This window comes from Streptomyces sp. 4F14 (genome assembly GCF_048159485.1).
Lineage (GTDB): Bacteria > Actinomycetota > Actinomycetes > Streptomycetales > Streptomycetaceae > Streptomyces.
In genome coordinates this window covers 30,808-52,779 of the sequence record NZ_JBLRVY010000051.1, presented here as the reverse complement: position 1 = coordinate 52,779, position 21,972 = coordinate 30,808, and the positions used below count along the sequence as shown (strand labels likewise).

Annotated in this window: 26 protein-coding genes; 2 read left to right on the top strand and 24 right to left on the bottom strand. The window is 70.1% G+C overall.

Translation table 11 applies throughout. From position 1 onward, the window contains the following. Nucleotides 1-593 precede the first annotated feature (593 nt). Nucleotides 594-812 (top strand): helix-turn-helix transcriptional regulator, encoded by a 219-nt coding sequence (locus tag ACLZOT_RS48255; RefSeq protein WP_416975677.1) that lies wholly within the window; start codon nucleotides 594-596, stop codon nucleotides 810-812. 129 nt (nucleotides 813-941) lie between these two features. On the opposite strand, the gene ACLZOT_RS48250 is transcribed toward ACLZOT_RS48255, so the two are convergent. From ACLZOT_RS48250 to ACLZOT_RS48240, 3 genes are all read right to left on the bottom strand, one after another. After that, nucleotides 942-1,142 (bottom strand): hypothetical protein, encoded by a 201-nt coding sequence (locus ACLZOT_RS48250; RefSeq protein ID WP_416975676.1) that lies wholly within the window; start codon nucleotides 1,140-1,142, stop codon nucleotides 942-944. After that, complete coding sequence (locus ACLZOT_RS48245; RefSeq protein WP_416975675.1) at nucleotides 1,139-1,711, bottom strand: hypothetical protein; 573 nt, start codon at nucleotides 1,709-1,711, stop codon at nucleotides 1,139-1,141. The genes ACLZOT_RS48250 and ACLZOT_RS48245 overlap by 4 nt, the downstream gene beginning before the upstream one ends. Before the next feature lie 120 nt (nucleotides 1,712-1,831). Next, on the bottom strand, nucleotides 1,832-3,016 hold the full coding sequence (locus ACLZOT_RS48240) for a helix-turn-helix domain-containing protein (protein ID WP_416975674.1): 1,185 nt from the start codon (nucleotides 3,014-3,016) through the stop codon (nucleotides 1,832-1,834). Nucleotides 3,017-3,115: 99 nt separating this feature from the next. Here ACLZOT_RS48240 and ACLZOT_RS48235 point away from each other — a divergent pair, with 99 nt between their 5' ends. Continuing rightward, a complete protein-coding gene (locus ACLZOT_RS48235; protein ID WP_416975673.1) occupies nucleotides 3,116-3,667 on the top strand; it encodes a flavoprotein in 552 nt (183 codons plus the stop codon). A 308-nt stretch (nucleotides 3,668-3,975) separates the two neighbouring features. Here the strand turns inward: ACLZOT_RS48235 and ACLZOT_RS48230 are convergent, their stop codons facing one another. The 21 genes from ACLZOT_RS48230 to ACLZOT_RS48130 form a co-directional block, all read right to left on the bottom strand. After that, nucleotides 3,976-4,401: a hypothetical protein gene (locus ACLZOT_RS48230; protein ID WP_416975672.1), complete on the bottom strand. Its 426-nt coding sequence runs from the start codon at nucleotides 4,399-4,401 to the stop codon at nucleotides 3,976-3,978. Next, complete coding sequence (locus ACLZOT_RS48225; RefSeq protein ID WP_416975671.1) at nucleotides 4,401-4,706, bottom strand: hypothetical protein; 306 nt, start codon at nucleotides 4,704-4,706, stop codon at nucleotides 4,401-4,403. Before ACLZOT_RS48225 ends, ACLZOT_RS48230 begins: the two co-directional genes overlap by 1 nt. A gap of 19 nt (nucleotides 4,707-4,725) precedes the next feature. Next, a complete protein-coding gene (locus tag ACLZOT_RS48220; RefSeq protein ID WP_416975670.1) occupies nucleotides 4,726-5,823 on the bottom strand; it encodes a peptidoglycan-binding protein in 1,098 nt (365 codons plus the stop codon). Then, complete coding sequence (locus ACLZOT_RS48215; protein ID WP_416975669.1) at nucleotides 5,823-6,362, bottom strand: hypothetical protein; 540 nt, start codon at nucleotides 6,360-6,362, stop codon at nucleotides 5,823-5,825. Before ACLZOT_RS48215 ends, ACLZOT_RS48220 begins: the two co-directional genes overlap by 1 nt. 66 nt (nucleotides 6,363-6,428) lie before the next feature. Then, the gene (locus ACLZOT_RS48210; protein ID WP_416975668.1) at nucleotides 6,429-6,692 is read right to left on the bottom strand and encodes a hypothetical protein; all 264 of its coding nucleotides are present in this window, start codon (nucleotides 6,690-6,692) and stop codon (nucleotides 6,429-6,431) included. 12 nt (nucleotides 6,693-6,704) lie between these two features. Next, nucleotides 6,705-7,157, bottom strand: a complete 453-nt coding sequence (locus ACLZOT_RS48205; RefSeq protein WP_416975667.1) for a hypothetical protein — start codon at nucleotides 7,155-7,157, stop codon at nucleotides 6,705-6,707. A 9-nt stretch (nucleotides 7,158-7,166) separates the two neighbouring features. After that, nucleotides 7,167-10,292, bottom strand: coding sequence for a hypothetical protein (locus ACLZOT_RS48200; RefSeq protein ID WP_416975666.1), 3,126 nt, complete (start codon nucleotides 10,290-10,292; stop codon nucleotides 7,167-7,169). Beyond that, a complete protein-coding gene (locus ACLZOT_RS48195; RefSeq protein WP_416975665.1) occupies nucleotides 10,292-13,348 on the bottom strand; it encodes a phage tail tape measure protein in 3,057 nt (1,018 codons plus the stop codon). The genes ACLZOT_RS48200 and ACLZOT_RS48195 overlap by 1 nt, the downstream gene beginning before the upstream one ends. A gap of 206 nt (nucleotides 13,349-13,554) precedes the next feature. Further along, nucleotides 13,555-14,088 (bottom strand): hypothetical protein, encoded by a 534-nt coding sequence (locus tag ACLZOT_RS48190; protein ID WP_416975664.1) that lies wholly within the window; start codon nucleotides 14,086-14,088, stop codon nucleotides 13,555-13,557. Beyond that, nucleotides 14,088-14,561, bottom strand: coding sequence for a phage tail tube protein (locus ACLZOT_RS48185; protein WP_416975663.1), 474 nt, complete (start codon nucleotides 14,559-14,561; stop codon nucleotides 14,088-14,090). The genes ACLZOT_RS48190 and ACLZOT_RS48185 overlap by 1 nt, the downstream gene beginning before the upstream one ends. 9 nt (nucleotides 14,562-14,570) lie before the next feature. Beyond that, nucleotides 14,571-15,005 carry a minor capsid protein gene (locus tag ACLZOT_RS48180; RefSeq protein ID WP_416975662.1) on the bottom strand — a complete coding sequence of 145 codons (435 nt, stop codon included), beginning with the start codon at nucleotides 15,003-15,005 and terminating at the stop codon, nucleotides 14,571-14,573. Next, a complete protein-coding gene (locus ACLZOT_RS48175; RefSeq protein WP_416975661.1) occupies nucleotides 15,002-15,352 on the bottom strand; it encodes a hypothetical protein in 351 nt (116 codons plus the stop codon). Before ACLZOT_RS48175 ends, ACLZOT_RS48180 begins: the two co-directional genes overlap by 4 nt. An 11-nt stretch (nucleotides 15,353-15,363) precedes the next feature. After that, nucleotides 15,364-15,678 (bottom strand): hypothetical protein, encoded by a 315-nt coding sequence (locus tag ACLZOT_RS48170; protein WP_416975660.1) that lies wholly within the window; start codon nucleotides 15,676-15,678, stop codon nucleotides 15,364-15,366. Continuing rightward, on the bottom strand, nucleotides 15,672-16,397 hold the full coding sequence (locus ACLZOT_RS48165; protein ID WP_416975659.1) for a hypothetical protein: 726 nt from the start codon (nucleotides 16,395-16,397) through the stop codon (nucleotides 15,672-15,674). The genes ACLZOT_RS48170 and ACLZOT_RS48165 overlap by 7 nt, the downstream gene beginning before the upstream one ends. Further along, a complete protein-coding gene (locus ACLZOT_RS48160) occupies nucleotides 16,394-17,116 on the bottom strand; it encodes a hypothetical protein (protein ID WP_416975658.1) in 723 nt (240 codons plus the stop codon). Before ACLZOT_RS48160 ends, ACLZOT_RS48165 begins: the two co-directional genes overlap by 4 nt. Nucleotides 17,117-17,148: 32 nt before the next feature. After that, nucleotides 17,149-17,661, bottom strand: a complete 513-nt coding sequence (locus ACLZOT_RS48155; protein ID WP_416975657.1) for a hypothetical protein — start codon at nucleotides 17,659-17,661, stop codon at nucleotides 17,149-17,151. Between the two features lie 15 nt (nucleotides 17,662-17,676). Then, nucleotides 17,677-18,243 carry a hypothetical protein gene (locus tag ACLZOT_RS48150; protein WP_416975656.1) on the bottom strand — a complete coding sequence of 189 codons (567 nt, stop codon included), beginning with the start codon at nucleotides 18,241-18,243 and terminating at the stop codon, nucleotides 17,677-17,679. Beyond that, nucleotides 18,240-18,689, bottom strand: coding sequence for a hypothetical protein (locus ACLZOT_RS48145; protein WP_416975655.1), 450 nt, complete (start codon nucleotides 18,687-18,689; stop codon nucleotides 18,240-18,242). Before ACLZOT_RS48145 ends, ACLZOT_RS48150 begins: the two co-directional genes overlap by 4 nt. A 5-nt stretch (nucleotides 18,690-18,694) precedes the next feature. Continuing rightward, nucleotides 18,695-19,759 (bottom strand): major capsid protein, encoded by a 1,065-nt coding sequence (locus tag ACLZOT_RS48140; RefSeq protein WP_416975654.1) that lies wholly within the window; start codon nucleotides 19,757-19,759, stop codon nucleotides 18,695-18,697. A gap of 17 nt (nucleotides 19,760-19,776) precedes the next feature. Beyond that, a complete protein-coding gene (locus ACLZOT_RS48135) occupies nucleotides 19,777-20,571 on the bottom strand; it encodes a hypothetical protein (protein ID WP_416975653.1) in 795 nt (264 codons plus the stop codon). A gap of 281 nt (nucleotides 20,572-20,852) precedes the next feature. After that, entirely contained in the window at nucleotides 20,853-21,968 is a 1,116-nt protein-coding gene (locus ACLZOT_RS48130; protein ID WP_416975652.1) for a phage minor capsid protein, read from the bottom strand. Between the last annotated feature and the right edge of the window lie 4 nt (nucleotides 21,969-21,972).

The following is a 21,972-nucleotide window of genomic DNA, read 5'->3' as shown; positions in this document are numbered from 1 at the left end:
TCTCCTAAAGCGGGTGTCGGCAGTTCGAATCTGCCCGGGGGCACAGACCTAGAGTGCAGGTCAGAGCGATAAGCGGGCCTCCTGTTCGTTCGAACGGGAGGCCCTTCGCGTACCCGGAGTCCACATAGAGTCCACAACCCCACGCGATCTTGAAGGTAGACCCGTGAAAGGCACTGGACTGCGTGCCGTATCCACGTAGAGTGGGTTACACCGAGAGGGGCAGGCCGTCTCCCCGCGCGCGCCTGAGACGCGCCTCTCGTGTACCTGCTCTGTGTCGTCGGGGAGGATGACCGGAGCGGGCAGAGGCCCCCATCGCTGAAGTCGGTGGGGGCCTTCTGGCGTCCAAAGTAAACCGCCCCGGGGTCCAGTGGACCCCGGGGCGGGACGCCTTGACTGAGTCTTAGCGTCTAACGGCCGAAAGGCGGAGACGCGCACGCCCGCCGGCCGCTTCCGTACCGCGCACCAGCCCGGGCGGAACAAGGTGGTAAGCGGTGTCTACGGTGTCCCCCACCAGCAAGATCACTAAATTTGCCTGGCTGGGCAAAGACACCAGACCATGATCCATACAGCTTGGTCGAGTGCCACTCGACCCCATGCCCGACTGGGTACTCACCCGCCGCTGGCAAGTCGGGGAACGCATCCGCGAGGAACGTCTCCGCGTCGGCCTCTCTCAAGTTCGCCTAGGGCAGGCGATCGGTCGTGACCACCGAACCGTGCACCGGTGGGAGACCGCACAACGCATCCCGAACCTGGAAGACCTTCTGCTGCTGGCCCACGTCTTCGGCATCGAACTGCCCGACCTCGTGAGGTGACCCGCCGCCGGCGTACGGGGGTACGCGCGGCGGCGGGCCTGGCCGCCTCTCCGTGGGGGACGTGCGGGCGGCCGCCGTACCTGCCCTCTACCGCTCGGCGCCGCCGCCGTCACGGGAGAGAGCAGGAGATCACGGGGTGCCGGCGTGGCCGGTGTCGTGGGTGCGGATCATCACGGTGCAGTCCGACGCGCGCGACCCGTCGTCTGCGCGGCGGGCCTCGCCTCGCAGCCGGGACAGTTCGGCGCAGCGGGCGCATCCGGGGACTGGCGGCTCGTCAGGGGGCCACACGGTCAGGTCGAACGGCTTGGGGGAACACGTCCGCTCCGTCATCGGTCGCCCTCCTCGGCGGCGGCCGGGGCCATACCTCGGAGCCCCTGGAGAATGAACTCGCAGACGTGGTCGATGCGGCACAGGTCACCCGGGTACCGCGGCGGGGTCACCCAGTGGGCGGCGCGCGGGCCCCGCTGGTCAAGGTCGGGGATGGCGAGCCAGGTGCCGGCGGTGAGGTGGGCGGCATCCGCCGGGAGCAGCCACTCGCGGTCCCGGTGCGGGGTGAGGACGTAGTACGGGCGGCCGTCACCGGCGGCGTCGTGGATGACCGGGCCGCGCAGCGTCTCCGCCAGGTAGGCCGCAAGCTCCTCGGGGTCCTCGGTCCCGGCGGCGGCGTGCACCAGGCGGGCGCTCATCCGTACGGCCGTGATGACTTCGCCGAGCGGCAACATGGTGACGCCGGAGCCCGGCTCCCTGCTGGGCGTGGTCCCGTCGGGGCAGGAGTCGGCGAACCACTCCCTGATCGCCTCCGGGCTGCTCCGCTCCGGGTCGTACAACGGGATCGCCACGGTGGGGAACGCCGCCGGGGACAACATCCCAGGGCCGGTCGGGCGGTGGTCGGCGGTCATACAGGCTCCCCTCGGTGGAGAGCGTGCGCCTCCACGGTCACGGTGATCCGTCTCACACCGCGACCGTAGAGGCTGGCAAGGGGCACAACGCTCACAAATCTGTGAGCGCTGTGAGCGCGGTTACAAGCCGACCCACGCGGCCATGTAGTTCAGCGTGTCCGGCGTCCGCCGGGCCGTATGAACGAGTCCTCGGATCGTCTCCCGCGCGCCTGGGTGGTAACGGGTCTGCTCCGGGGCGGCCTTCCGGGCCTGCATCAGATGGTCGAGGGCGGCCTCCGTGTGCCCGGTCTCCATCTCGGTTCGCGCCCGGTCGATCAAGAAGTGCGCGCGGCGAGACGTCGCCAGGGCCGACGGGATCCGTACGCGGCGGGCCTGCGTCAGGGCGCTGTCGTACTGGCCCATCTCGACAGCGGCGGACATGCGGTGCAAAGCCACGTTGACGGGCCCGAACGACAGCCAGTGCACGTCGCTCGCGTCGCCGATCCGCTTAGCGATTTTCCGTGCTTCGCTGATGTGCTGTACCACCCCGGTCACGTTGTTGGCGCGGGCCGCGATGACGGACGCGCCCAGGTGAAGCTGCCCGGCCACCGCGGAACCCTCCCGCCCTTCCTGCGCCTGGCCGACGATGTTGTGCCCGGCAGCGATCAGCCGCTGCCCGATTGTGTACTCGCCCTCCCTGAAGTAGACCAGGGCTCGCATGTACTGGCGGACGGCGCCCAGACACGGATCGGAGGCGCGTTCGGCGGCCCACGCCATCCGGTCCAGGGCCACCGTCGACAGGTCGTAGTAGCCGAGCTTCACTGCGATGTCGTGCGCCGTGCGATAGGTAGAGGCAAGAGCCTTCCACGCCTCGGTTGATGGGGTGGCCCATGCAGCATGGGTCAGTTCGGCAATCACGCCGGGCAGGGCACGGGCCGCGTTCCGCAGGTGAGTAGCGCGCACCTCGGCACACAGCCGGTCCGACTCGGCAACCAGCGTGGCGGTTGGCCGCGCGACCAGGTCGGGGTTGGTGCCGAGATCGTAGAGGTCGAGAGCTTCACGGATCGGCCGCACGAGCTCGGCCAGCCGATCGCGTTGGAGTTCGGTCACGTAGGGCTGTCCTGTAAGGGTGGTGACGTCGACCTTGAGCGCCGTCGCGACCGCCGCAACGAAGTTCTGAGTGGCTGGCCGGGCGCCGCATTCGACCTGGTTGAGCAGGCTGTACGAGAACGGTGTCCGTGCGGCAAGTTCCCGCTGGCTGAGCCTGGCCAGTCTCCGTTGCTCGCGGATGCGAGTACCGATGTGGTCGTCGTCGAATGAGGGCATACTGGTCTCCTCGTTCCTTGCAGCCACTCGGAACGGTACTCGCGTCCGCCCTCGAATCCACTCGGATCGGGGGCGGTTGCATGTGATCCGATAGGCGCCATGACCTCGACCTCTCGCGTGCTGTACCTGTTCGGCTCAGCGGCTCCGCCTGTTCTCAACGTTGCCGCTGTCATCGCGGACGCGCAGGCACGCGGTTTCGACGTGTGCCTTGGCCTAACCCCGACGGCCGCTCGCTGGCTGGAGCCTCAGCTTCCGGAGCTGGAGAGGCTCACTGGGCATCCAGTACGGAGCGAGTACAAGCAGCCGGGTGAGCCGGACGTGTGGCCGAAGGCTGACGTGATCGCGGTCGCGCCGGCCACCTTCAACTCTGTGAACGCCTGGGCGCTCGGTCTGACGCGAGATTTCGTGATCGGGGTCGTAGCGGAGGGGATCGGGAAGGGGATCCCGATCGCGGTCATGCCGTGCGCGAACTCGGCGTATGCGCAGCACCGGCAGTTCGAGCGGAGCGTCGCCGAGCTGCGGGAGATGGGGGTCACCGTGCTGTACGGCGAGGGCGGGTTTGTCCCGAACCGGCCGGGTCAGGGGCGGCCGGGCGAGTATCCGTGGGGCCTGCTGCTCGATGCGGCGGAGCGGCTCGCCCCCCGGGCATGACGAAGCGGCCCCCTCCCGTAGGAGGGGGCCAGAGTCTTACGGTCGCCAAGGCGTCAGATCCAGATCCGTAGGCGGCTCTGGAGCAGGTCCCGCCGGAGTGTCCGGCCCAACCCGCCGAGCCCACCCCCACAGATCCAGATACGCCCGCGTCAACAGCTTCCGCTGAGTACGCTCCTCCTTGAGCTCCCGGTCCAGCCGCTCCGTGATCGCCATGAAATCGGAGCGCCGGTTCGTCGCCCGCGACTGCGTCCACGACAGCACGCCCACCACCAGCGCGACACCACCCCCGACCAGAGCCCCCACGTCCATCAGCGTCTCACCTTCCTCAGATGCCGGGGCAGCGGATCGTCCATCCCGCTGACCAGCACCACGCCGACCGTGAACGCCCCCCACCCGCACGCGCTGCCGACCGCCTCCGGGAACGTGGTCGCCGCCGAGGCCGCGAACGCCCCCGCCCACAGGCCGGCCGGAACCGCGAGCGCCACGTACCCGAGCGCCTGCGCGCGCGGACACCCCACCAGCAGTCCGGCGAGCGCCGCGAACGCCCCGCACACCACCCACATCCAACCGAGTGCGTCCATCGGAACGTAGCGGGTGATATCCGCCAGCCCCCGCATCGTGCCGTACCGGGGGTTGCCGATGATGCCCAGGCCGCCGTACCCGGCCCAGCCCGCGCCGATCACGACGAGGAAGGCGCGGCGGTGAGAGAACCGCCCCGCCGCCGCGCCCCACATCAGGCCGCCTTGACGAACGAGTCCTGGGCCCGCGTGCTCACTCCCACGGGCTTCCACAGCCCGAAGTGTGAGAGCACGCCGGTCGCGAACGCCACCAGGGCCAGCACCGCGGCCGTGCCCACGCTGTACCCCGGGCCGGGCGCGGCGTACTCGACGACGAACCCGTTGATCGTGGACAGGGCGAGCAGAAGGACCGCCTTCGCGCCGGCGTGGGTGACTCTCGTGGTCACCAGGCCGACGAGGACGGGGAGAACGACGGAGACGAGGAGGCCGAGCCAGTAGGCGCGGTCGAGGTCGACGGTCATGTGAGATCCCTTTCGAGGGTCAGGAGAAGAGGTGGCGCCAGGTTTCGGGGCCGGGGTAGCCGTCCGGGTCGCCGGCGAGCGCGGGTATGGAGCGCTGGAACGCGGCCACGTTCTTCCGCGTGAACTCGGTGAACCGCGGTCCCGGCTGGTAGCCGTTGCCGTCGTGGTACTTCGCGAACCCGTGTCGGATCAGCGCCTGGTCCAGGACGGTGACGGCGGGGTTGGTCTTGCCGAGGACGAAGGCGCTCCGGCCGGGGAACGGCGGGACCGGCGAGGACGGCGTCTTCCCGGGCAGGGTGCCGAGGAGCCCCTGGAGGCTGACCGGTCCTGGGACACCGTCGGCGTCCTCGTGCGGCGCCGTCCCGGAGTAGCCCAGCGAGCGCTGGAAGTCGCTGAAGTTGAGAGTGTCGGCGTCGGTCCACTCGCGGCTCGGGCCGACCTTGTAGCGCTTCCCGAAGCCCTTGGCGACGAGCGCCTTGCCGACGGCCAGGACGTGATCCCCAACCGCCCCGTACCCGTACGGCAGGCCATTGATCGTGACCTGGTAGCGGGCGACCCCCGTACCGCCACCACCGGTACCGCTCCCGGGCGTTGTGCCGTCGGGCCGCTGCGCCCCCGCCCGCACCCACGCGTACAGCGGGTCCCCCGGGCAGGAGGTCGGGTGTCCGTCGCGGTGGCCGCGCACCCGGTCCCCCGCGTCGCCCCCGCTGCGCAGCCACTCGATCGCGTCGACGAGGCCGTCGAGCTGGGCGGCGGTGGGCTGGACGAGGCCGGAGTCGCCGAGCATCGCGCACACCGCGTAGTCCGCCACGTTCAGGGCCGCGGTGCCGTTGGCGCCGGTCTTCCGGTGCAGCCCGCGGCCCTCGTAGATGTACCCGTGGGGGCAGACGACCGCGTTGTACGCGATGTCGCTGTAGTCCTCCTTGGGGTTGGCGAGGTGGCTGGCCTGGAGGTCCCGCATCCGGCCCGCGCACGTGCTGTGGGCGTCGGGGTTTGCGAGGGACTTGGGGACGTACGTGCCCTCGTAGTGGATCTTCACGCCGAGCGTTGACTTGATGTACGCCAGCGGGTACTTCGACGGCTTCGCACCCCACTGGGCGCGCGTGACGAGCCGCATCACGCACCCGCCTTCCTCGACCACCGGCCGGGACCGTCGCCCTCGGCGCGGGAGGTCGCCCAGTACGCGTCGTTCCCGTCGAGCAGCACCTGGAGGTTGCACGTCACCGTGCCCTCGGCGTGGACCTGAACGACCAGGGCCGGGAAGACGGCCCCTTCCTCGACCCGGTTGCCGAAGTGGCCGATGAAGCCCGTACGGCTGTCGGCGGACCCGTTCTCGTGGAAGTCCTTCCGGCGCCGGTTGATCCCTGCGGCGTCGGCGTCGGTGAGCTGATACAGGACGACGTCGCCGGTCCTCGGCACGGGCGGGCTCGGGACCATGCCCTCCCGCTCCTGGTTGCTGGCCGCGACGACGGCCCAGTTCTTCGCGGACCAGAGGTCGTCGAGGGCCTTCGTCAGCTCCGGGCCCGACAGCGACCCGGCGAGCTGGTGCGCGAGGTCGTGGAAGGGACGGCTCACCTCCTGGAGGCTGGCCGGGAGGTGGTCGTAGCGGAAGTTCCGCAGCATCGCGGCGACGGCGGGGTGGAGATCGGCGGCCACTGTGGGGCTCCTTACATGCGAAAACCCCGCAGCCGGACGGCGCGGGGTGGACGGGGCGAGAGTGGGTCAGGCCGGGAGTTCCAGCCAGTTGTTGGCGTAGTCGGCGGCCGAGGCGTCCCCCTGGAAGCTGCGGAAGGTGCCGTTCCCGCCGCCGCCCGCGAGGACCCACCCGCCGACAGGGATGTGGCGGCGCGAGCCGATGAAGTTCAGGACCAGCTCGGTCCCGTCGTCGCTGTACAGATCGACGGTGCCGCACAGCCACTCGATGATTTCGGCCCCGTTGGTGCCGGTGTACTGCTTGGACTCGTAGCGCATGACCACGACGGGCATAGGGAACTCCGATCAGGCGGGGGCGCCTTCGAGCTGGATGCTGCGGTGGTCGAAGGTCGCGGTGCTGGCACCGGACACGCGGTGCTTGGTCGTGACGGTGAGAGTTTCCCCAGGTACGAGCCCGGAGAGCCGGTAGCGCAAGCCGAGGGACAAGTTGGTGACGTTGTTGCCGGACCAGATCAGCGCGGCGGAGTCGTTCGGCGAGTAGACCGTCCCGGACACGCTGCCCACCCCCTGCCACGACGTGATCGTGTTGGTCGTCGTGCTGTTACGGCCGGTCGCCCGTACGGACACCATGACTACGCCGGACATCGGCACGACGACGGAGCAGGAAAAGGCGCCCGCCGTGACGTCGGTGTAGGTGGTGGAGGTGGTGGTCCGACCGAGAGTGGGGTCCTCGGCCTGAGCGGAGGAGACGGAGATGCGGTCGGCGGTGATCCGCATCCCGGGGAGCCACGAGGGCATGGAGACCTCCTACAGGGCGACGTACGCGGGAGCAGTGAGGCTCACGGCCTCACCCGACGCTTGGGCTTTGACGATGCCGTTGAGACTGCGGACGACGGTCCACGTCTGCGGGCTCGCCGCCCCGCTGATCGCGGTGACCCGCACGACTTCCCCGCCGAGGCGGGCGTCGAGAGGGAACTCCTGCGGGTAGGCAGCGGAGGTGACCCACAGGGGTCCGGCGACGGACAGGGTTGCGGCTGTCGCGTTCACGCCGGCGGCGAGGGTGCTGCCGTCGGTGTCCACTCGCGTTGGCGAGAGACCGGTGAAGGACAGGTTATCGATCGCGACGAAGTCGCTGCCGCTGCTCGCGGAGTTGTCCTTCGCGTACCGGAAGACGACTTGCGATCGGCCGGTGACGTCCACGATGGCCTGGGTCCACGGGGTGGTGCCCTGGGCGGTGAGGACCTGGACTCCGTCGACGAGGACCAGGAGGCGGTCGCCGACGAATCCGGGGCCCGACGTCTCGCTGCTCGTCCAGTACCAGACGCGCATCTCCGTCGCCCCGGCCGGGACCGCGACGACCGCGTCGCTCGTCTGGTTGTGGGTGATCGCGCCGGACCTGAGACTCCAGCTACCGGTGTGGGCCTGCGTGCTGGTCCTCAGCCACGGCAAGTTGCCGCCGTTGGTGTACGGGATCTCGTAGGCGGTGTCCTCGAAGTTCTCGTCCACCGCCATCCCGGCCACGTTCCACAGGGCCCCCGGCGCGCACACGAGGTCGATCTCCCACGTCCGGACTCCGGTCCGCTCCGTGTAGCCCAGCACGAGGAGGTCCAAAGGCCCGGGCGGGAGCCAGCCAGGGAGATCCGTGATGCGGATCAGATCACCCTCGACCAGTTCAAGGACCGCCGGGATGAGCGCCGGATTGCGGTGCAGACGCAGGGTGACCACCGGGTAGCGGGCTTCGTCCCATGTCCTCAAGTACAGGTTCCACCAGGCGATCGGCTCCGTCTGGTCGTCGGACCGGAGGTTGAGGTCAAGGCTGTCGTCGTAGCGCCCGATCCCGGCGGGCGGGTCCTGCGTGGACAGGGCCCCCGTCGTGAGCTCCGCGCGCGCCGACGAGCCGCCGATGCGGGTGACGGTGATGTCGTTGCGGATGGAGTCGTCCTCGACCGGCTCCAGGGTGCCCAGGCCGCGCGTGCCGTACGAGAGGGTCAGGCGGGGCGCCTGGTTGTACAGCGTGGTCCGGGACCGGTAGCGCAGGCCCAGCCGCTCCCGGTCCTCGACGAGGATGCCGCCGTCCGCGGCTTCGCACTGGTCGAGCTGGGCCAGCAGGGTTCCCGGACGCTGCGGCCCCATGGCGGCCGTGTCGCTCGGGCTGCCGACCACGGCGATCGGCAGGGCCTCCTCGGCGGACAGCCGGGCAAGGCGGCCCGCGGCGGTCTCGCCCACGTATCCGTTCTCCGCGCCGTTGTAGATCGGGGTGTCGGTCGCCTGGAAGACGCCGATATGGCCGATGGCAGTGCCTTCCAGGCCGGTGCCGAAGGCGGAGCGGATTCCGGTGACGCGGCCGACGGTCCCGGCGAAGCTCCCGGCGATGAAGTGGCCTCCGGCACCGGCTGCTGTGTTGAGCCAGCCGAGGTCGACGTCGACGTTGGCGCCGTTCTGCCGGGCGAATACGCGGACGCGGTTCCAGTTCCCGAAGAACGGAGGGGACGAGCCTGCCGTGCTGCCGACCAGCAGGAGCTGGTTGTCGTTCACGTCGACGACCTGGAGCTGCACGCTGTTCGTCGCGACGCGCACCCGGTAGCGGTTCCCCGTGCCCGAGCACGCGATCTCGTACAAGGTCGTCGTCGCGACCGGAGCTGTGGGGATGTAGTTGACCAGCTCGACGTGCCACGGCCCGGTCCCCGACGCAGGTGCGGGCACGGAGGCCGACAGGGTTGCGCCCGGCTTCAGCACCGGCAGCGCCGAGGACCCGCCCAGGGTGTCGTCCGCAGCGAAGTCGACGTTGGTCAGCCGCATCGGACCGACCCCGGGTACAGGGCTGTACGCCTGGGTGGCCTCCGTACTGTCCTCCAGCGGCCAGTACGCCAGCAGGGCCGGATCGGACGGGATCCGGCGTGCGAGTGTGGACGCGAGGGGTTTCTTCCCCTGGTTGAGACGCCGCAGGATGCCGGCACCCTCCCCCTCCACGGTGATGAGGTGTCCGCTCTTGCCCCAGTGCGCCGGCCAGTCCGAGTACTCGCCGACGAAGCGGGTCCGCTTATTGCTGATCGCGGCGTCGTTCGCCAGCGTCCACGTCAGACCTGTCACGTCGACGAAGCTGGTGGCACCGACGGCGGGGGTGGTGAAGTCTGCCGAGGCGACCACGGTTCCGTCGATGCCGTTGCGGAGCTGGACGGCGTACACGCCGCCGACCGGAGCTGCGAGCCCCGGAGTGTTGATGTCCCCGACCTCCAGGCCGGCCGTGGAGTTGAAGATACTGCTGGCGCTGCCAGGGCTGCTGGCAACGCCCAGCTGGGTCCACGGCCCGGCGATCGACGGCGCGGTGTAGTGGGTGAACACGTTGTTGGCCGCGTTCCAGGTGGACCTCAGCGCGACCCGCCCGGACGCTGGCACCGGAATGGGGGCCGTGGACCCGAACTCAAGGGTGGCGGGGCCAGTGCCGTCGGAACTGTAACGGAACGCCAGTCCTCCTGAGGCGCTGATCAGCAGCAGCCAGGAGCGCTGGTTGCCGGTCAGGTTGTACTTGCCGCACAACTCGACGTTCCGCGCGGTCCAGTCGGCGAGCTGTACCTCGATGCGGACGTCGATGCTGCCCGCGATGTCGAGGGCAGCAGTGTCCGGGGTCGATGCGCGGGAGGTCCCACCGGTCAGGAGCAGCCGCTGCTGGCCCGCGTTGACGGACATGCGCATCGGAGTGTTGCGGCCGATGCGCCCGTAGTACGGACTCTGCGGGTTTCTCGGCGAGTACAGGCCGTCCGGGCTCTTGAGCGTGAGGGAGCAGGTGGCCGGGTCGACCGCTGCGCCCTCGCCCGTGCGCCCGCGGGTGTGGGTGATCAGATCCCGCAGTTGTGCATGCTGGGTGACATCGGTCCACACCCCGCCGATCTGGAACTCCACCCGCGTGCCGAGCGGGTCTTCGGGGAACGCCATCAGCTGCTCCTCTGTCCGGCGAGGACGAGGTCGACGTCGCCGCCGCCCCGCTTGCGGATGCCGCGCCGCATCCGCTCCATCAGGTAGTTGTCCTCGGACCGGCCGGAGGACCTCAGCTCCAGGACAACGCGCTGCTGCCCGCCCGAACGCCCGCCGAGGCTGCCCGTCCCGCCGTACGAGCCGGGGGCCGGGGTCTCGACGAGGCTGCTCATGCTGCGGGTGACCGCCGCCCGCTCGCCCTCGACGCCCTTGATCAGGCCCTGGGCGGTGTACCGGCCGACCAGCGCCATCACGCGCGACGGGCTCTTGATCCCGAGGGACTTCCGGATGCTCTTGGTCATGCTCTGGGCGATCTTCAGCATCTGCTGTTCGATCGCCCGCTGCTGCGACTGAAGACCCCGGATCAGGCCCGCAGCGGCCTGGATGCCGGCGCCGTACATCGCGTCCCCGGCGGTCGCCCCCGCCGCCCCGGCCGCGCGGACGAGCGCTGTTTGCTCCGCGTTGATCGACTTGATCTGCGCGGAGGAGGCGTTTGCCAGCGCTGCTGCGGCCGACGAGCCCTGCGCCACCCCGGCCTGCGCGATCTGCGTGATCAAGTCGGCGCTGACGCCCTTCTTGCGGAGCTGGCCCAGGTTCGCCGCGAACCGGTCAGCCGCCGCGCGGTTCGCCTGGAGTCCGGCGAGGATCGTGTCGGCGGTCTGCGGCCAGCCGCCCGTGTCCTGCTTGGTGATGTCGGCGCCGTCGAGGACGCCCTTCTTCACGTCGGCCGCGAGTTTGTCGCGTGCGGCGATGAGGTCGGCGTACTGCTTCTGCGCCGTCTTCAGCCGCGCGGCGACCTTCTCCTCCTGCGAGGCGAGCGCCAGGAGCCGCTTCGTGCCGGTGCCGAGCGACTTGAGCGCCGCAGACCGGGCCTTCCCCGGGCGTAGGGAGTCGGCGAGGATGTCGCTGACCTTGCCGCTCGCGGCCTTGATCTGCTTCGTCGACCCCGTGAGGCCATCGATCAGACCGCGCGCGATCCACTTACCTTGGGCCTTCGTTACCCGCGACGGGCTCCGGATGCCCAGGGCCTTCGCAATCGGGCCGGGAATCACCGACTTCGCCCAGCCGATCAGCTTGCCGCTGATCCAGCCGCCCATTGAGCTGATGCCGTTCCAGAGGCCCTCGACCACGTTTCGGCCCTTGCCGACGAGCAGCGAGCCGAGGTTGCCCATGGCGGAGCTGATTCGGCCCGGCAGACCGCGCACCCACGCGACCATCTCCATCGCCTTGGAGACCGTGGCGGTCTTGATGGCCGTCCAGTGTTTGATCACCAGGCCGAGTAGCGTCCAGTTCAAAAACGCCTGGTAGAGCATCCCCGGGACGCCCTTCACCCAGGCGACGACGGCGTTCCACGCGGAGACCGTGGCGCTCTTGATCGTCGACCAGTGTTTGATGATCAGGCCGATCAGCGTGAAGTTCAGGAACGCGCTGACCAGGGCATCCTTCGCCCACACGACAGCCTTGACGATCCAGTTCCACACCGCGATCGTCGCGCTCTTGATCTGATCCCAGTACGCGATCACCAGGACTACGAGGGCGCCGATCGCGAGGCCGATCCAGCCGATCGGCCCGAGCGCCAGCACCCACGCGGCTGCCATCCGGCCGCCCGCGATCAGCGCCTGCGTGCCCAGCACCACCAGCGCCGGGACGAGGATTGCGCCGATGATGATCGCGGCAGTCTTGATCTCGCCGCCGTGCTCCTTCAGGACCCCGCCGAAGCGGATGACCACCGGGATGACAGTGCCGCCGAGAAACTCGACGAAGCCCTGCTGGAGGCCCCGCTTGAACTGCTCAAGGCGGACGCCCGAGTTGTCGCGAAGGCTGTCGCCCATTCGGCCAGCGGCACCGCCGACGTTGCCGAGCGCCTTGGTCGCAGAGGACGGGTCCAGCGCCATGAGCGCCTTTTGGGTGTCCTCGCTCTTGGTGCCGAACAATGTGAGGGCTGCGGCGTTACGGTCGGTCTCGCTGGACATGCCTCGTAGGCCATCGAAGACCTGGTCGAGTGCTTTCGCTGCCGCAGGGCCGCCCTCGACGAACGCCTTCTGCATCTCCTTGCCGTTGAGGCCGATCGCCTTGAATGCCGCGTCGACTTCCTTGCCGCCGCCCTGGGTGATCAGGACGAACTCCTTGAGCGAGTCGGCGACGACGTCCGTGTCGCGCGCGCCCGCCTTCATCCCCTGGGAAAGGAGACCCGTCGCCGTGGTCGCGTCGATCCCCATCTGCCGGAAGATCGTCGAGTACTCGTTGAAGGTGTCGGCGATGTCGTCCGCGCGAGGCCCCATCTTCTGGAGGCCGACGGTGAGCGCGTCGAGTGCCTCCGTGCCGTCCTTCGCCAGCCCGGTCTTGATCATCTGACCGACGGCATTTGCCGTCTGGCCCAAGTCCAGCTCGAAGGTCGACGCGAGGTCCGAGACCTTCGTGGCGAGCGACTGAATCTGAGCTTCGGTCGCCTGTGGTGGGGCGATACCCGCGCGCATCGTCGCGCTGATTGCGTCCGCCGCCCCCTGGAAGTCGGCGGTCACCGCGTCCGCGTACAGCTTGCCCGCGAGCTTCCCGTACCGCTGCGCCTCCGCCGGAGTCGCCCCCAGCTGGGCGCCCAGGCGGCCCGTGATCTGGCCTTGATTCAGGGCTTCGGTGATCCCCGCGATCAGCACCGCGCCCGCAGCCGCACCGGCCGCCGCCGCGATCATCTTCAGCTTGTCCAGACGGCCCCCGGCTTCGCTGACTGCTTCGTCCGCGCCTGCGCCCGCGCTGTCGCTCAGGCCATCGCCGACCGCGTCCCCCGCCCGACGGCCGGCCGCAACGAACCGTCCGCGCGCGTTGCGGAGCCTGCCATCGGCGCCCCGGACGATGCCGTCGCCGAGCTGCTGGCCCGCACGCTCCCCGCTCTGGTCGGCGTCCGAGCCCATCCGCTGGCCGGACTGCCGCAGAGCACTCTCGGCGCGGCGAAGAGCCGGGGTGACGCCCCGGTCGTCGATCGTGATGATTCCGTTGAGTTCGCCGACCTGGAGCGCCACGGCTTACCCCCTTCGGGATCGTGCTGGTTTCTCAGGAGGGTTGAGGTGCCGCTGGAGTCGACTCTCCGTGGAGAGGAGGCCGAGGATGCGGAGCTGGAGCCAGCGCCATGTCCGCTGGCGGAGGACGCCTGACTCGACGTCGATGCCGTACGTCTCGTGGAGGTCGGCCTCGATCAGCTCCCAGGAACCCAGAAGCTTGGCCCAGCTCAGATCGACTGGGGGCCCCTGCCGCGACCGGCCTTGCTTCGGCGCCGGGATGCCGCCCTCGTACCACTCGTAGAGGCCGGTGACCGGGTCCCGTTCGCCGCGGCCTTGTCCGAGGAGCCGCGCGACATCTGCCGACGCTCCGCCCGGTTCCTCGCCGCTTTTCCCGGTGCCTCGCCCGTGCGCCAATACTCCAGCGCCGTGTCCTCGTCGGAGGTGATCCACAGCATGACCGTCAGCGAGACGTGCTTGAACACCGACCACGACGTCTCCGCGCGCAGGCGCCCGTAGGCATCGCCGAGGCACAGCTTGTACAGGTCGAGTTCCTCGTCGTCGTCGAGGACGGGACGCTCCGGGGCGGCCCCGCCAGCCGCGAGACGGGCGGCGAGCGATGTGATCCGCTCGATCTTGATACCGGCCTCGGCGGACGGGTCGGCGATGTAGTACTCGCGCACGACGCCGTCTGCTCCCCGGACCGGCAGGGTGAGGCCGTCGGAGAGGAAGGCGTCGAGCGCCTCGAACGTGCCGCCGGCCATCAGGCGACCGGGTTCGCGATGAGAGCGAGGGGCCCGTCGCCGGTCAGCGTCACCTCGACCTGGTCGAGCGCCGTGTACTCGCCGCCGGACGGTGCCCACGTCACGATCGCTGTGCCCTCGTACGCCTCGGGGAGACCGTCGCGGTCGTAGTAGCGGACGTGGACCTGGGACGCCGACCCAAAGCCGTAAGCGGCGGCGCGCAGGGCCTCGTGGGTGGGGTGGTACACCTTGACCTGGTCGTTGATCCTGCGGTTGATCGTGGTGCCCAGCTCCCAGGACTGGCCGGTCTTGGTGTTGCCTGCCCAGCCGCCGGAGTCGTAGTCGCTGCTGTCCTCGATGTTGGGCTCGGCGGCCGGGGTGAACTCCGTGACACCGGGCACGAGCTGCCAGTCGGAGCCGTCCTTGGCTGCGGACATGTCGATCTCCAGGCGCCAGCGGCGGGCGAGCGCGGTGATCGGGGTGGGGGTGGACATGCGGTCCTCCTAGTCGTTCAGATGTGGACTGGGCCGCACGGCCCGGAAGTAGTAGTTCGAGGTCAGCTCCATGCGGCCGTGGGCGTCCTGGCCGATCCACGCCTGGGACTGCCGCCACGACAGGGCGACGTGGATGCCGCTGCCGACCTGGTAGTGCTGCCGGTTGTGGAGGGCGTCGAAGAGCGCGTCGGCGAGGTCGTCGATCGCGTCGGGATCGCGGCCCGCGCGCAGGCGGAACTGGATGGCGGTGATCGCGTCGGTGAGGTCGGTGTCCTCGACCGGGTACGCGGTCATCGCGATCGCCCGCTCCGGGTTGTCCGGCATGACGCCACGGAAGATCCCGGTGTCCGGGTCAGTGATCACGTCGTCGGGTCGGTAGACGCCGATCCCCGCGTCCGCGAGGAGTGCGCCGATGCCGTCGAGGAGGCTGGACGTGTAGCTCACCGCAGCGCCCGCCTCACCTGCGCCGCGATGATCGCCGCCACCTGCTCCCGCTCCGAGTTGAGCGAGTTCTCCAGGTACTTCGCGGTCCGGCCGGGCGCATGCCGGAAGTCCAGCCGCTCGTGCTGGACCACCGCGTACGGCGTGTCGTAGCTGACCATCGCGGTCAGCGAAGGCTCGTCCACGCTGGCCGCCCCCGACCTCTGGAGCGCCGCTTCATCAAGGGGGACGACCTCGTCGGAGACCTGGAGCACGTGCTCCGCTGCGAGGAACAGGCCCCGGGCGGCGGCTTCCCGGATCTGCCGTTCTGCCGCAGCCCCGTCGAATCTCAGCCGGAAGTTCTGCGGCATGGGGCCTCCCGCTATTCGAGTTGGATCTCCATATGGTCGGGAGTGGGCAGGCCGCCGCCGTTGCGGTCCTTCGTCTGAATGACCTTCGTCGTCCGGCCACTCGGCAGCGTCACCAGCGAGAACTGCGGTGCCGTCGTGCCCGGGTCGGCGTACACCGTCGACGTCGAGGTGACCTGCTCCCCGGCCGGAGACCGGACGCCCCTCGTCTGCTCGTCGACGAAGCACCGCACCACCGTCGGGGGCCCGTAGCGGGGGCCCTTGCTGGTGTCGCCGAGGTACGGCGCGATCGTCACCTCATGCCGCATCAGCCAGCGAGGGATCAGCACGAGAACACCGCCCCCATCCGGAAGATGCACGCCGTCAGGTCCGGGGAGAGCAGCGCGTCCCACGCGGCCGGGGCAATCTGACGGGCCGGAGCATCATCCCCGGACACCGCCGTGACCGACCGGCCGAGGGACACCGAACCGATCGACACCGACCCCCAGCCCACCCCATCCGCCCCCGACGGATCGCCTACCTGCGCCCACCACGCGACCTGCGCGCACACCGCGTCCCGGAACGCGGCGAGCACGAGCGGGTGGGTCGGCATGCCGGTCTCATCGTGATCGAACAAGGCGCCCCGCAGCGCCTGCCGATCCAGCATCCGCGACGCCTGCGCCAGCCGGGCCGCGGTGCCAGCCGGGGCCGGGGTGGTGCCGCCGGGGTACGCCTCGTACTCCGGGACCGTCGCGTACACGCGCCCGGCAGCAGGGGCGGTGACGTTGACGGTCTCAGACGCTGTGACCGGGCTGCCGTCTGTTGTGCCGCTCCACAACGCCAGGTACAGGCCCGGGGAGAGGTCGGTCGCGGGGGTCCATCCGTAGCCGTACGAGCCGACCCCCGGGTGGGAGACACCGCTGGCGGTCGGGGCGAGGACGACCGCGCCGCCGACGACGCGGGTGATACCGATTGTGGGGGTGGCGTCGAGGTCGACGAGAGGGCCGCCCTCGTAGCTGTACCACTGTGAGAGAAGCACGGCGGTCCGGCCGGCGATGACGTCCATCATGTCCAGCTCCCTGGTGATCCGCCCGCAGTGCACAGGTGCCACGCACCGGCCGAGTCGAGGACGGCGTCCCCAGCCGCCCACGCGCCGACGGCCGGTGCCCCTGGGGTGTCCTTGAGTCCGGCGACGCGGATGTTCGTGAGGCCGTTCTTGGCGCCGAGTCCGGCGATGCCGGTGGTGGGGTCGAGGGTGTGGACGGCAGCCCCGTACAGGCCGGCCACCGATTCGAACCGTCCGGCCCACTGGGTGTTGTGGGCGTCGGCGGACAGGCGGGCGTACGAGCGCTGTGTCCCGCCGTCGTCTCCGAACGACTCGTCGGACCAGGTGGAGATGAGGAGGTCCGCGCCGGTTGCCTCCAGGTCGAGGGCGCCGCCGCCCCGGCGGAAGCGGTAGCCCTTGCCCGTGCCGAGGACGGTGAGGTCGGCGCCGTCGAGGAGGAGGCCGCCGATGATGGTGACGGACCCGTCCTCGCCGATGATCACCGTAGATCCGGCGATGATTTTCCCGGTGGGCCCGGCGAAGCGCGGGACGCTGCCCTCGGTTGCTGAGGGCGGACCGCTCACCTTGCCCGCCGCGACGTCGTCGACGTAGCCCTTCGACGCGGCGGAGAGCGGGGTGTCCGGGAAGGAATCCGGGAGGGCGAGTTCGCCGGTCATGGCGTCGCCCGCCCGGTCCACTTTGCGGGTGTCACCGGCCGCGGACACGTAGCCAGTCGCTGCCATCGCGCCCCTCCTTCGTCGCACGGCTGATTCGGTTACGCGGACGCGCCGATGATGTGGACGTCGTACGTCACCGACGTCCCGGCGCCACTGTTGGCGATCTTCAGGAGGTCGCCGGTACCGGCCGTGACCGCGTAGCCCGTCGCATCCGCCACGCCGGTCCCGACCGCGACGAACGCGCCCGGCCGCAGCGTCACCGTGGACGTCGCTCCGAGGAGCGTGGCCCACGCGTTGCTGGCCGCGTTGCCGACGACGACGTTGTTCGTGTTCCCGGCCGCCGCCGCGACGATGATCCCCTTGACCCGCGCGAACGTGACTGCTGCGCCGAACGCGTCGAGCAGCACGCCCGCCAGGTCGAGATCCTCCGTCGCGCTGGCCGCGAGCGTCCGCCGGTCGGAGAACAGCCGGTCGGCTTTCCCCACTCCCGTGCCGTTGGTCAAGGACATCGACCGGGACAGGGACTGCGCGGCCCGGCCTGTGCCGAGGTCGAGGGCTGAGGTCAGCTCCGCGAAGGCGCTGACCGCGAGCATCGTTCCAGAGAGAGGCATGATCCCGTCCTCCGATCAGGTTGCGATGACGAGCGGCACGTGCCGCTTGAAGGCGGGTGTGGCGATCGTCGCCGGGGCCGTCGCAGTGATCCCGGAGCCCGACGTCTGCGCGAGGTTCCCCTCACCCGACAGGAACGGCTTCGCGCCGACCGAGCCCACCAGCGTCGGAACCGTCGTCGCCGCGACCGCCAGCGCCGCGTAGTACACGCCGCTCTTCGTGACCCGCACCGGGGAGGCGAGCGCGAACGTCTTCGCCGTGTCAGCCGCCCACGCCTCCGACGTCTTGTCTGCGGACTGCGCGAGCAGCGCGCCCGCGCCCGAGTACAGGGCGGCGATCTGGTTCGTCAGCGAACCGCCGGCCGTCCCCGCGCTGATGAACGTCAGGTTGCTGATCGCGTCGCCGTCCTGGAGGTACAGGGCGACCGAGCACATGACGCCGGTCGCCGCGGCCGGGATGTCGTCCAGGCCCACACGCGGGAGGTTCGCCCGGTGGAACGTCACCTCCGGGTCCGGTCGGCCAGCCGTGTTGAGCCAGCTGAGGTCGTTGCGGGGGTTCCCCTTGAATGCGCCGAGGAGCGTCACTGCCCGGCTCCCTTCGTGTCGTCCCCGGCCGAAGCCGCAGGCGCCTTCGAGGCGAGGATCTCCTCGCGCTTGCTGGTGATGCCGACGCGCGGCTTCGTCGCGACGGCCTCCACGTCCAGGACGCGGGTCGCCTCGTCGAGGTCGGCCTCGCCGACGTACGCGAGGACGTCGTCGACGCCGTGCCTGGCCGGGTCGAAGGGGCCGTCGTCGGCCGGCGGCGCCTTGCGCTGCGCGGGGGCGCCGGTGACCAGTTCCTGGACGCGCTCTTCCTCGGTCTTCTCGTCGACCGGGGCGACGCCGTAGCTGTGGCGGCGGAAGTACTCCAGCGCCGCGCGCCCGGCCTTGTCGGCGTCGGTCACATAGCCGGTGCCCCTGGTGAACTGGACGCCCACGGACTCGCCCGTGAACGACCGCACCGGGGCCTCGATCTTGTACCTCGTCGTCACGCTGCTCACCTGACCTTGACGTTGCGGATCACGCCGCAGCTCTTGGTGTTGCGGAGGACCGCAGCGACCGGCCCCATCTCGACCTCGCCGCTCTTGACCGCGCCGGGCTGGGTGAAGTCCGGGAGGAAGGTCTCCACCAGCGGGGTGCTGGCCATCGCGGCGCCGTGGAACGCGTCCAGGCCCAGGGACACGGCGTAGATGTCGGTGAGGCCGGTGATGACGCCGCCGGCGCCGCCGCCGTCCACGTCCGCAGATCGGATCGGGATGATCGGGCCGGAGTCGTCGGCGCGGTCGCCGAGGTCGACGAGGACCCAGTTGCCGTAGCGCTCAATGAGCTGGCCGAGGCTGTTCTTCTCCTCAGTGAACTGTGAGGCACGGCGGGCCAGAGCCTTGATGCGGGCGATGCTCTTTGTGTTCCCGAGGATCGCCTTGGTGCCTGCCGGGATGGACCCGTCGGCGTTGGTGTCGCCGGAGCCGGTCTGCGACCCCAGGATGCGCGCGAGGAAGTCGTCGAAGAAGTCGAAGGCCGACATGGCCTTGTCCTCGGTGTCCACGGTCCCGGGCGACCAGTCGAGGTAGCCGGTTGCGACCCCTTCTGCGAGGGGGACGAACTCCGTGGTCTGGCCGACGAGGGCCTTGTCGAGGCCGTCGAAGCCGGCGTCGTCGACGGCGGTGTCGCCAAGGATCAGCTCCTGCTGGAAGCGCGTCCGGACGGACGTGAGCTTCTGCGCCATCTGGAACATGATCTCGTTGGTCGCCGCCGGGCCGAGCCGGGCGAGCTTGCGGTCCACGGAGAAGCTGCCGCCCAGCGGGTGGAGCTCCACGGTCTTCCGCTCGCGGGTGGCCTGCGACGGGACGTACTCCTCGTTGAAGCGTCGGAAGCTGGCCTTCGACGGGGTGAGGAGCCGGGTGTAGCCGTAGGTGAGGGAGTCGCCGCCGGTGCCGGGGGTGACGGTGTCGTCCCAGACGAAGTTGTTGAGCAGCCACGAGTTGCGGCGGAGGTTGTCGATGACGGCGAAGTCGATGTCCGCCTGGGTGTTGAGCTGCGCCTGGGCGAGCGTCACGGGCATGAGGTGCTCCCTGAGGGTCAGGTCTGGTAGTGGTTGGCGATTGCTCCGGCGAGGGAGCCGGTGCGCTGCTTGGCGGCGCCTTCGCCGGTGCCGCCGGACAGGTCCCCGCCGGAGCGTCCGGCGGTCTGGGTGGAGAAGGCGGGGTTGTCCTTGACGGCGGCCTTGATGGCGTCGTCCAAATTCGCGCCGAAGGTCTTGTCGGCGGGGTTGAGGTCGGCGATCTTCTGCCGGAAGGACACGGAGTCGAGGAGAGCGGACGCCTTCGCGCCGTGCTGCTCCGCGCGCTCGCGTACGGCGTCGCGGACGGTCAGCTCGCGGAGTTGGCCGGTGAGCTTCTCGGTCTCGGCGGCGGATTCCTGAGCGGCGGCCGTGCGGCCCGCCTTCTCCGCCGCAGCGACGGCCTTCTCCTGATCGGTCAGGTTCGCGGCCTTGAGCTTTTCCAGCTCCTCCGCAGCGCTCGAGTTCGCCTTCGCGCGCTTCTCCCACTCGCGGGAGTGGCCGACGGCCTCGCGGTACTTGGCCTCCCAGTCGGCGGCCTCGCCGGACCCCGATCCGGACTGTCCGGACCCCTGTCCGGACTGCTGTCCGCCCTGGTCACCGCCGGTGCCGGAACCGCCGCCGTCGCCCTGTCCGGACTGGCCGGACTCACCGGTTCCGGACTGTCCGCCGGTGCCGGAGCCGCCTTCGCCCTCGCCGCTGCCACCCGCGATGGCGTAGATCGGCGAGCCGTTGCGGCGGTAGCCGAGTACGTCGAGCGCGGAGTGCGTCGCGAGCGGGTGCCGGAAGGCGTCCTGCTTGAAAGGGACCTGCATGGTGTTCTCCCGTTTCGGGTTGCCCGGCCTGCCGTGCGGCGGCCGGAAGTCTCTGCTCGGTTGTCAGTGGGCGGGGTTACCGTCGGGGCATGAGCTATCGCGAGAACGCCCCAGGTTCCTGCCGCCGTTGTGATGGACCGTTGGTCCGCACCGTTACCGAGATATCGGGGTGGGGAGCAGCGACTCCAAAGAGAAGGAGAAGTGATCCCTTCTGCCCGTCCTGCACCGTGTCCCAGTTGCAGCAGTGGGACCGCGAGCACGGGCAGCAGGAAGAGACGTAGTCAGCGGGAGCCCGCGAGCTGTTCGCGATGGCTCTTGCGCGGCAGGCCGGTATCGGCGACCAGCTCACGGACGCGACCCTGGTAGGCGCGGACCTTCGCGTTCGCCGCCGTACGCGCCTTGTCGTCGATCGCCCCGGCGGCCCGCCGCTTCCACGCCCGGATCTGCCGCTCGTAGTACCGCTGCTGTTGCGTCTGCTCGTACGACGCCCTGCTCGGCGGCTTCGGCCTCGGACGCGTCACACCAGGCAAGTAGATGCCCACACTGTGACGGCAGTTCGGGTGCAGCAGCCCGGCCGCGCGCGCCTCCGGGAGCGACCCGGCGACCCGGACCCGCACCATGCGGTCGTCCTCGGTGGCGTGCTCGACCTCCACCGTCCCGGCCCCGGACGCGCCGTCGCGCCTCAAGACCTTCCCTTCCCACGGCTTGCAGCGGGGGCACTCTTCCGGGGCGTCCGACACCAGCACCAGATCGATACCCGCAGCGGCCAGCCGGTCGGTATGCGCCTCGACAACGGCGCGGCCGAGCGCCGACCGCGAGGCCATCTCCACGTACGACGTGAGGTTCCACGCCCGCCCGGACCGGTCGATGAACCCGGTCACCCCGCGGTCCGCGAACCGGCCGAGCGCGCGAGCCGCAGCCTGACGGCGCGTCGTTGCACCCAGCAGCGGCGCCGACGTCGCCTCCGCGATCACCTGCCGGTACACGTCCAGCCCCTGCCGCAGAATCCGCATGTGCACCGGGCCGGTCTCCGACACGAGCGCCGCCGCCAGCCGGTCCACAGCCGCCGCCGACGGCAGAGCCTCCGCCGCCGCCAGCGCCGGCCCCGTCGCCACCGCACCGAGTTCGACGATCGCCGCCTGCTGCCCGCGGTCGTACGCCTCCGCGACGGCCTGGTGGATCGCGCCGGCCGCGTCGGTCTGGAGGGCGGTGATGATCTCCTCGATCGCTACCCTCAGGTTGCCGATCGCGGCGAGCTTGAGTTCGGCCCACAGCGGGGAGTCGAGACCCTCCGCGAGCGCGCGCGTGACGCGTTCGATGAGCGCCAGTTCGGCCTGCTCGTAGAGGCTGGAGATCGCGGAGGCGAGGTCTTCGGCCATGTCGGGACTGACCGGCATCGGG

Bases quoted from the DNA above. Each gene is read 5' to 3' on its own strand.
- ACLZOT_RS48255 (WP_416975677.1), top strand. From the start codon at position 594: ATGCCCGACTGGGTACTCACCCGCCGCTGGCAAGTCGGGGAACGCATC.
- ACLZOT_RS48250 (WP_416975676.1), bottom strand. From the start codon at position 1,142: ATGACGGAGCGGACGTGTTCCCCCAAGCCGTTCGACCTGACCGTGTGG.
- ACLZOT_RS48245 (WP_416975675.1), bottom strand. From the start codon at position 1,711: ATGACCGCCGACCACCGCCCGACCGGCCCTGGGATGTTGTCCCCGGCG.
- ACLZOT_RS48240 (WP_416975674.1), bottom strand. From the start codon at position 3,016: ATGCCCTCATTCGACGACGACCACATCGGTACTCGCATCCGCGAGCAA.
- ACLZOT_RS48235 (WP_416975673.1), top strand. From the start codon at position 3,116: ATGACCTCGACCTCTCGCGTGCTGTACCTGTTCGGCTCAGCGGCTCCG.
- ACLZOT_RS48230 (WP_416975672.1), bottom strand. From the start codon at position 4,401: ATGTGGGGCGCGGCGGCGGGGCGGTTCTCTCACCGCCGCGCCTTCCTC.
- ACLZOT_RS48225 (WP_416975671.1), bottom strand. From the start codon at position 4,706: ATGACCGTCGACCTCGACCGCGCCTACTGGCTCGGCCTCCTCGTCTCC.
- ACLZOT_RS48220 (WP_416975670.1), bottom strand. From the start codon at position 5,823: ATGCGGCTCGTCACGCGCGCCCAGTGGGGTGCGAAGCCGTCGAAGTAC.
- ACLZOT_RS48210 (WP_416975668.1), bottom strand. From the start codon at position 6,692: ATGCCCGTCGTGGTCATGCGCTACGAGTCCAAGCAGTACACCGGCACC.
- ACLZOT_RS48205 (WP_416975667.1), bottom strand. From the start codon at position 7,157: ATGCCCTCGTGGCTCCCCGGGATGCGGATCACCGCCGACCGCATCTCC.
- ACLZOT_RS48200 (WP_416975666.1), bottom strand. From the start codon at position 10,292: ATGGCGTTCCCCGAAGACCCGCTCGGCACGCGGGTGGAGTTCCAGATC.
- ACLZOT_RS48190 (WP_416975664.1), bottom strand. From the start codon at position 14,088: ATGGCCGGCGGCACGTTCGAGGCGCTCGACGCCTTCCTCTCCGACGGC.
- ACLZOT_RS48185 (WP_416975663.1), bottom strand. From the start codon at position 14,561: ATGTCCACCCCCACCCCGATCACCGCGCTCGCCCGCCGCTGGCGCCTG.
- ACLZOT_RS48175 (WP_416975661.1), bottom strand. From the start codon at position 15,352: ATGCCGCAGAACTTCCGGCTGAGATTCGACGGGGCTGCGGCAGAACGG.
- ACLZOT_RS48165 (WP_416975659.1), bottom strand. From the start codon at position 16,397: ATGATGGACGTCATCGCCGGCCGGACCGCCGTGCTTCTCTCACAGTGG.
- ACLZOT_RS48160 (WP_416975658.1), bottom strand. From the start codon at position 17,116: ATGGCAGCGACTGGCTACGTGTCCGCGGCCGGTGACACCCGCAAAGTG.
- ACLZOT_RS48155 (WP_416975657.1), bottom strand. From the start codon at position 17,661: ATGCCTCTCTCTGGAACGATGCTCGCGGTCAGCGCCTTCGCGGAGCTG.
- ACLZOT_RS48140 (WP_416975654.1), bottom strand. From the start codon at position 19,759: ATGCCCGTGACGCTCGCCCAGGCGCAGCTCAACACCCAGGCGGACATC.
- ACLZOT_RS48135 (WP_416975653.1), bottom strand. From the start codon at position 20,571: ATGCAGGTCCCTTTCAAGCAGGACGCCTTCCGGCACCCGCTCGCGACG.
- ACLZOT_RS48130 (WP_416975652.1), bottom strand. From the start codon at position 21,968: ATGCCGGTCAGTCCCGACATGGCCGAAGACCTCGCCTCCGCGATCTCC.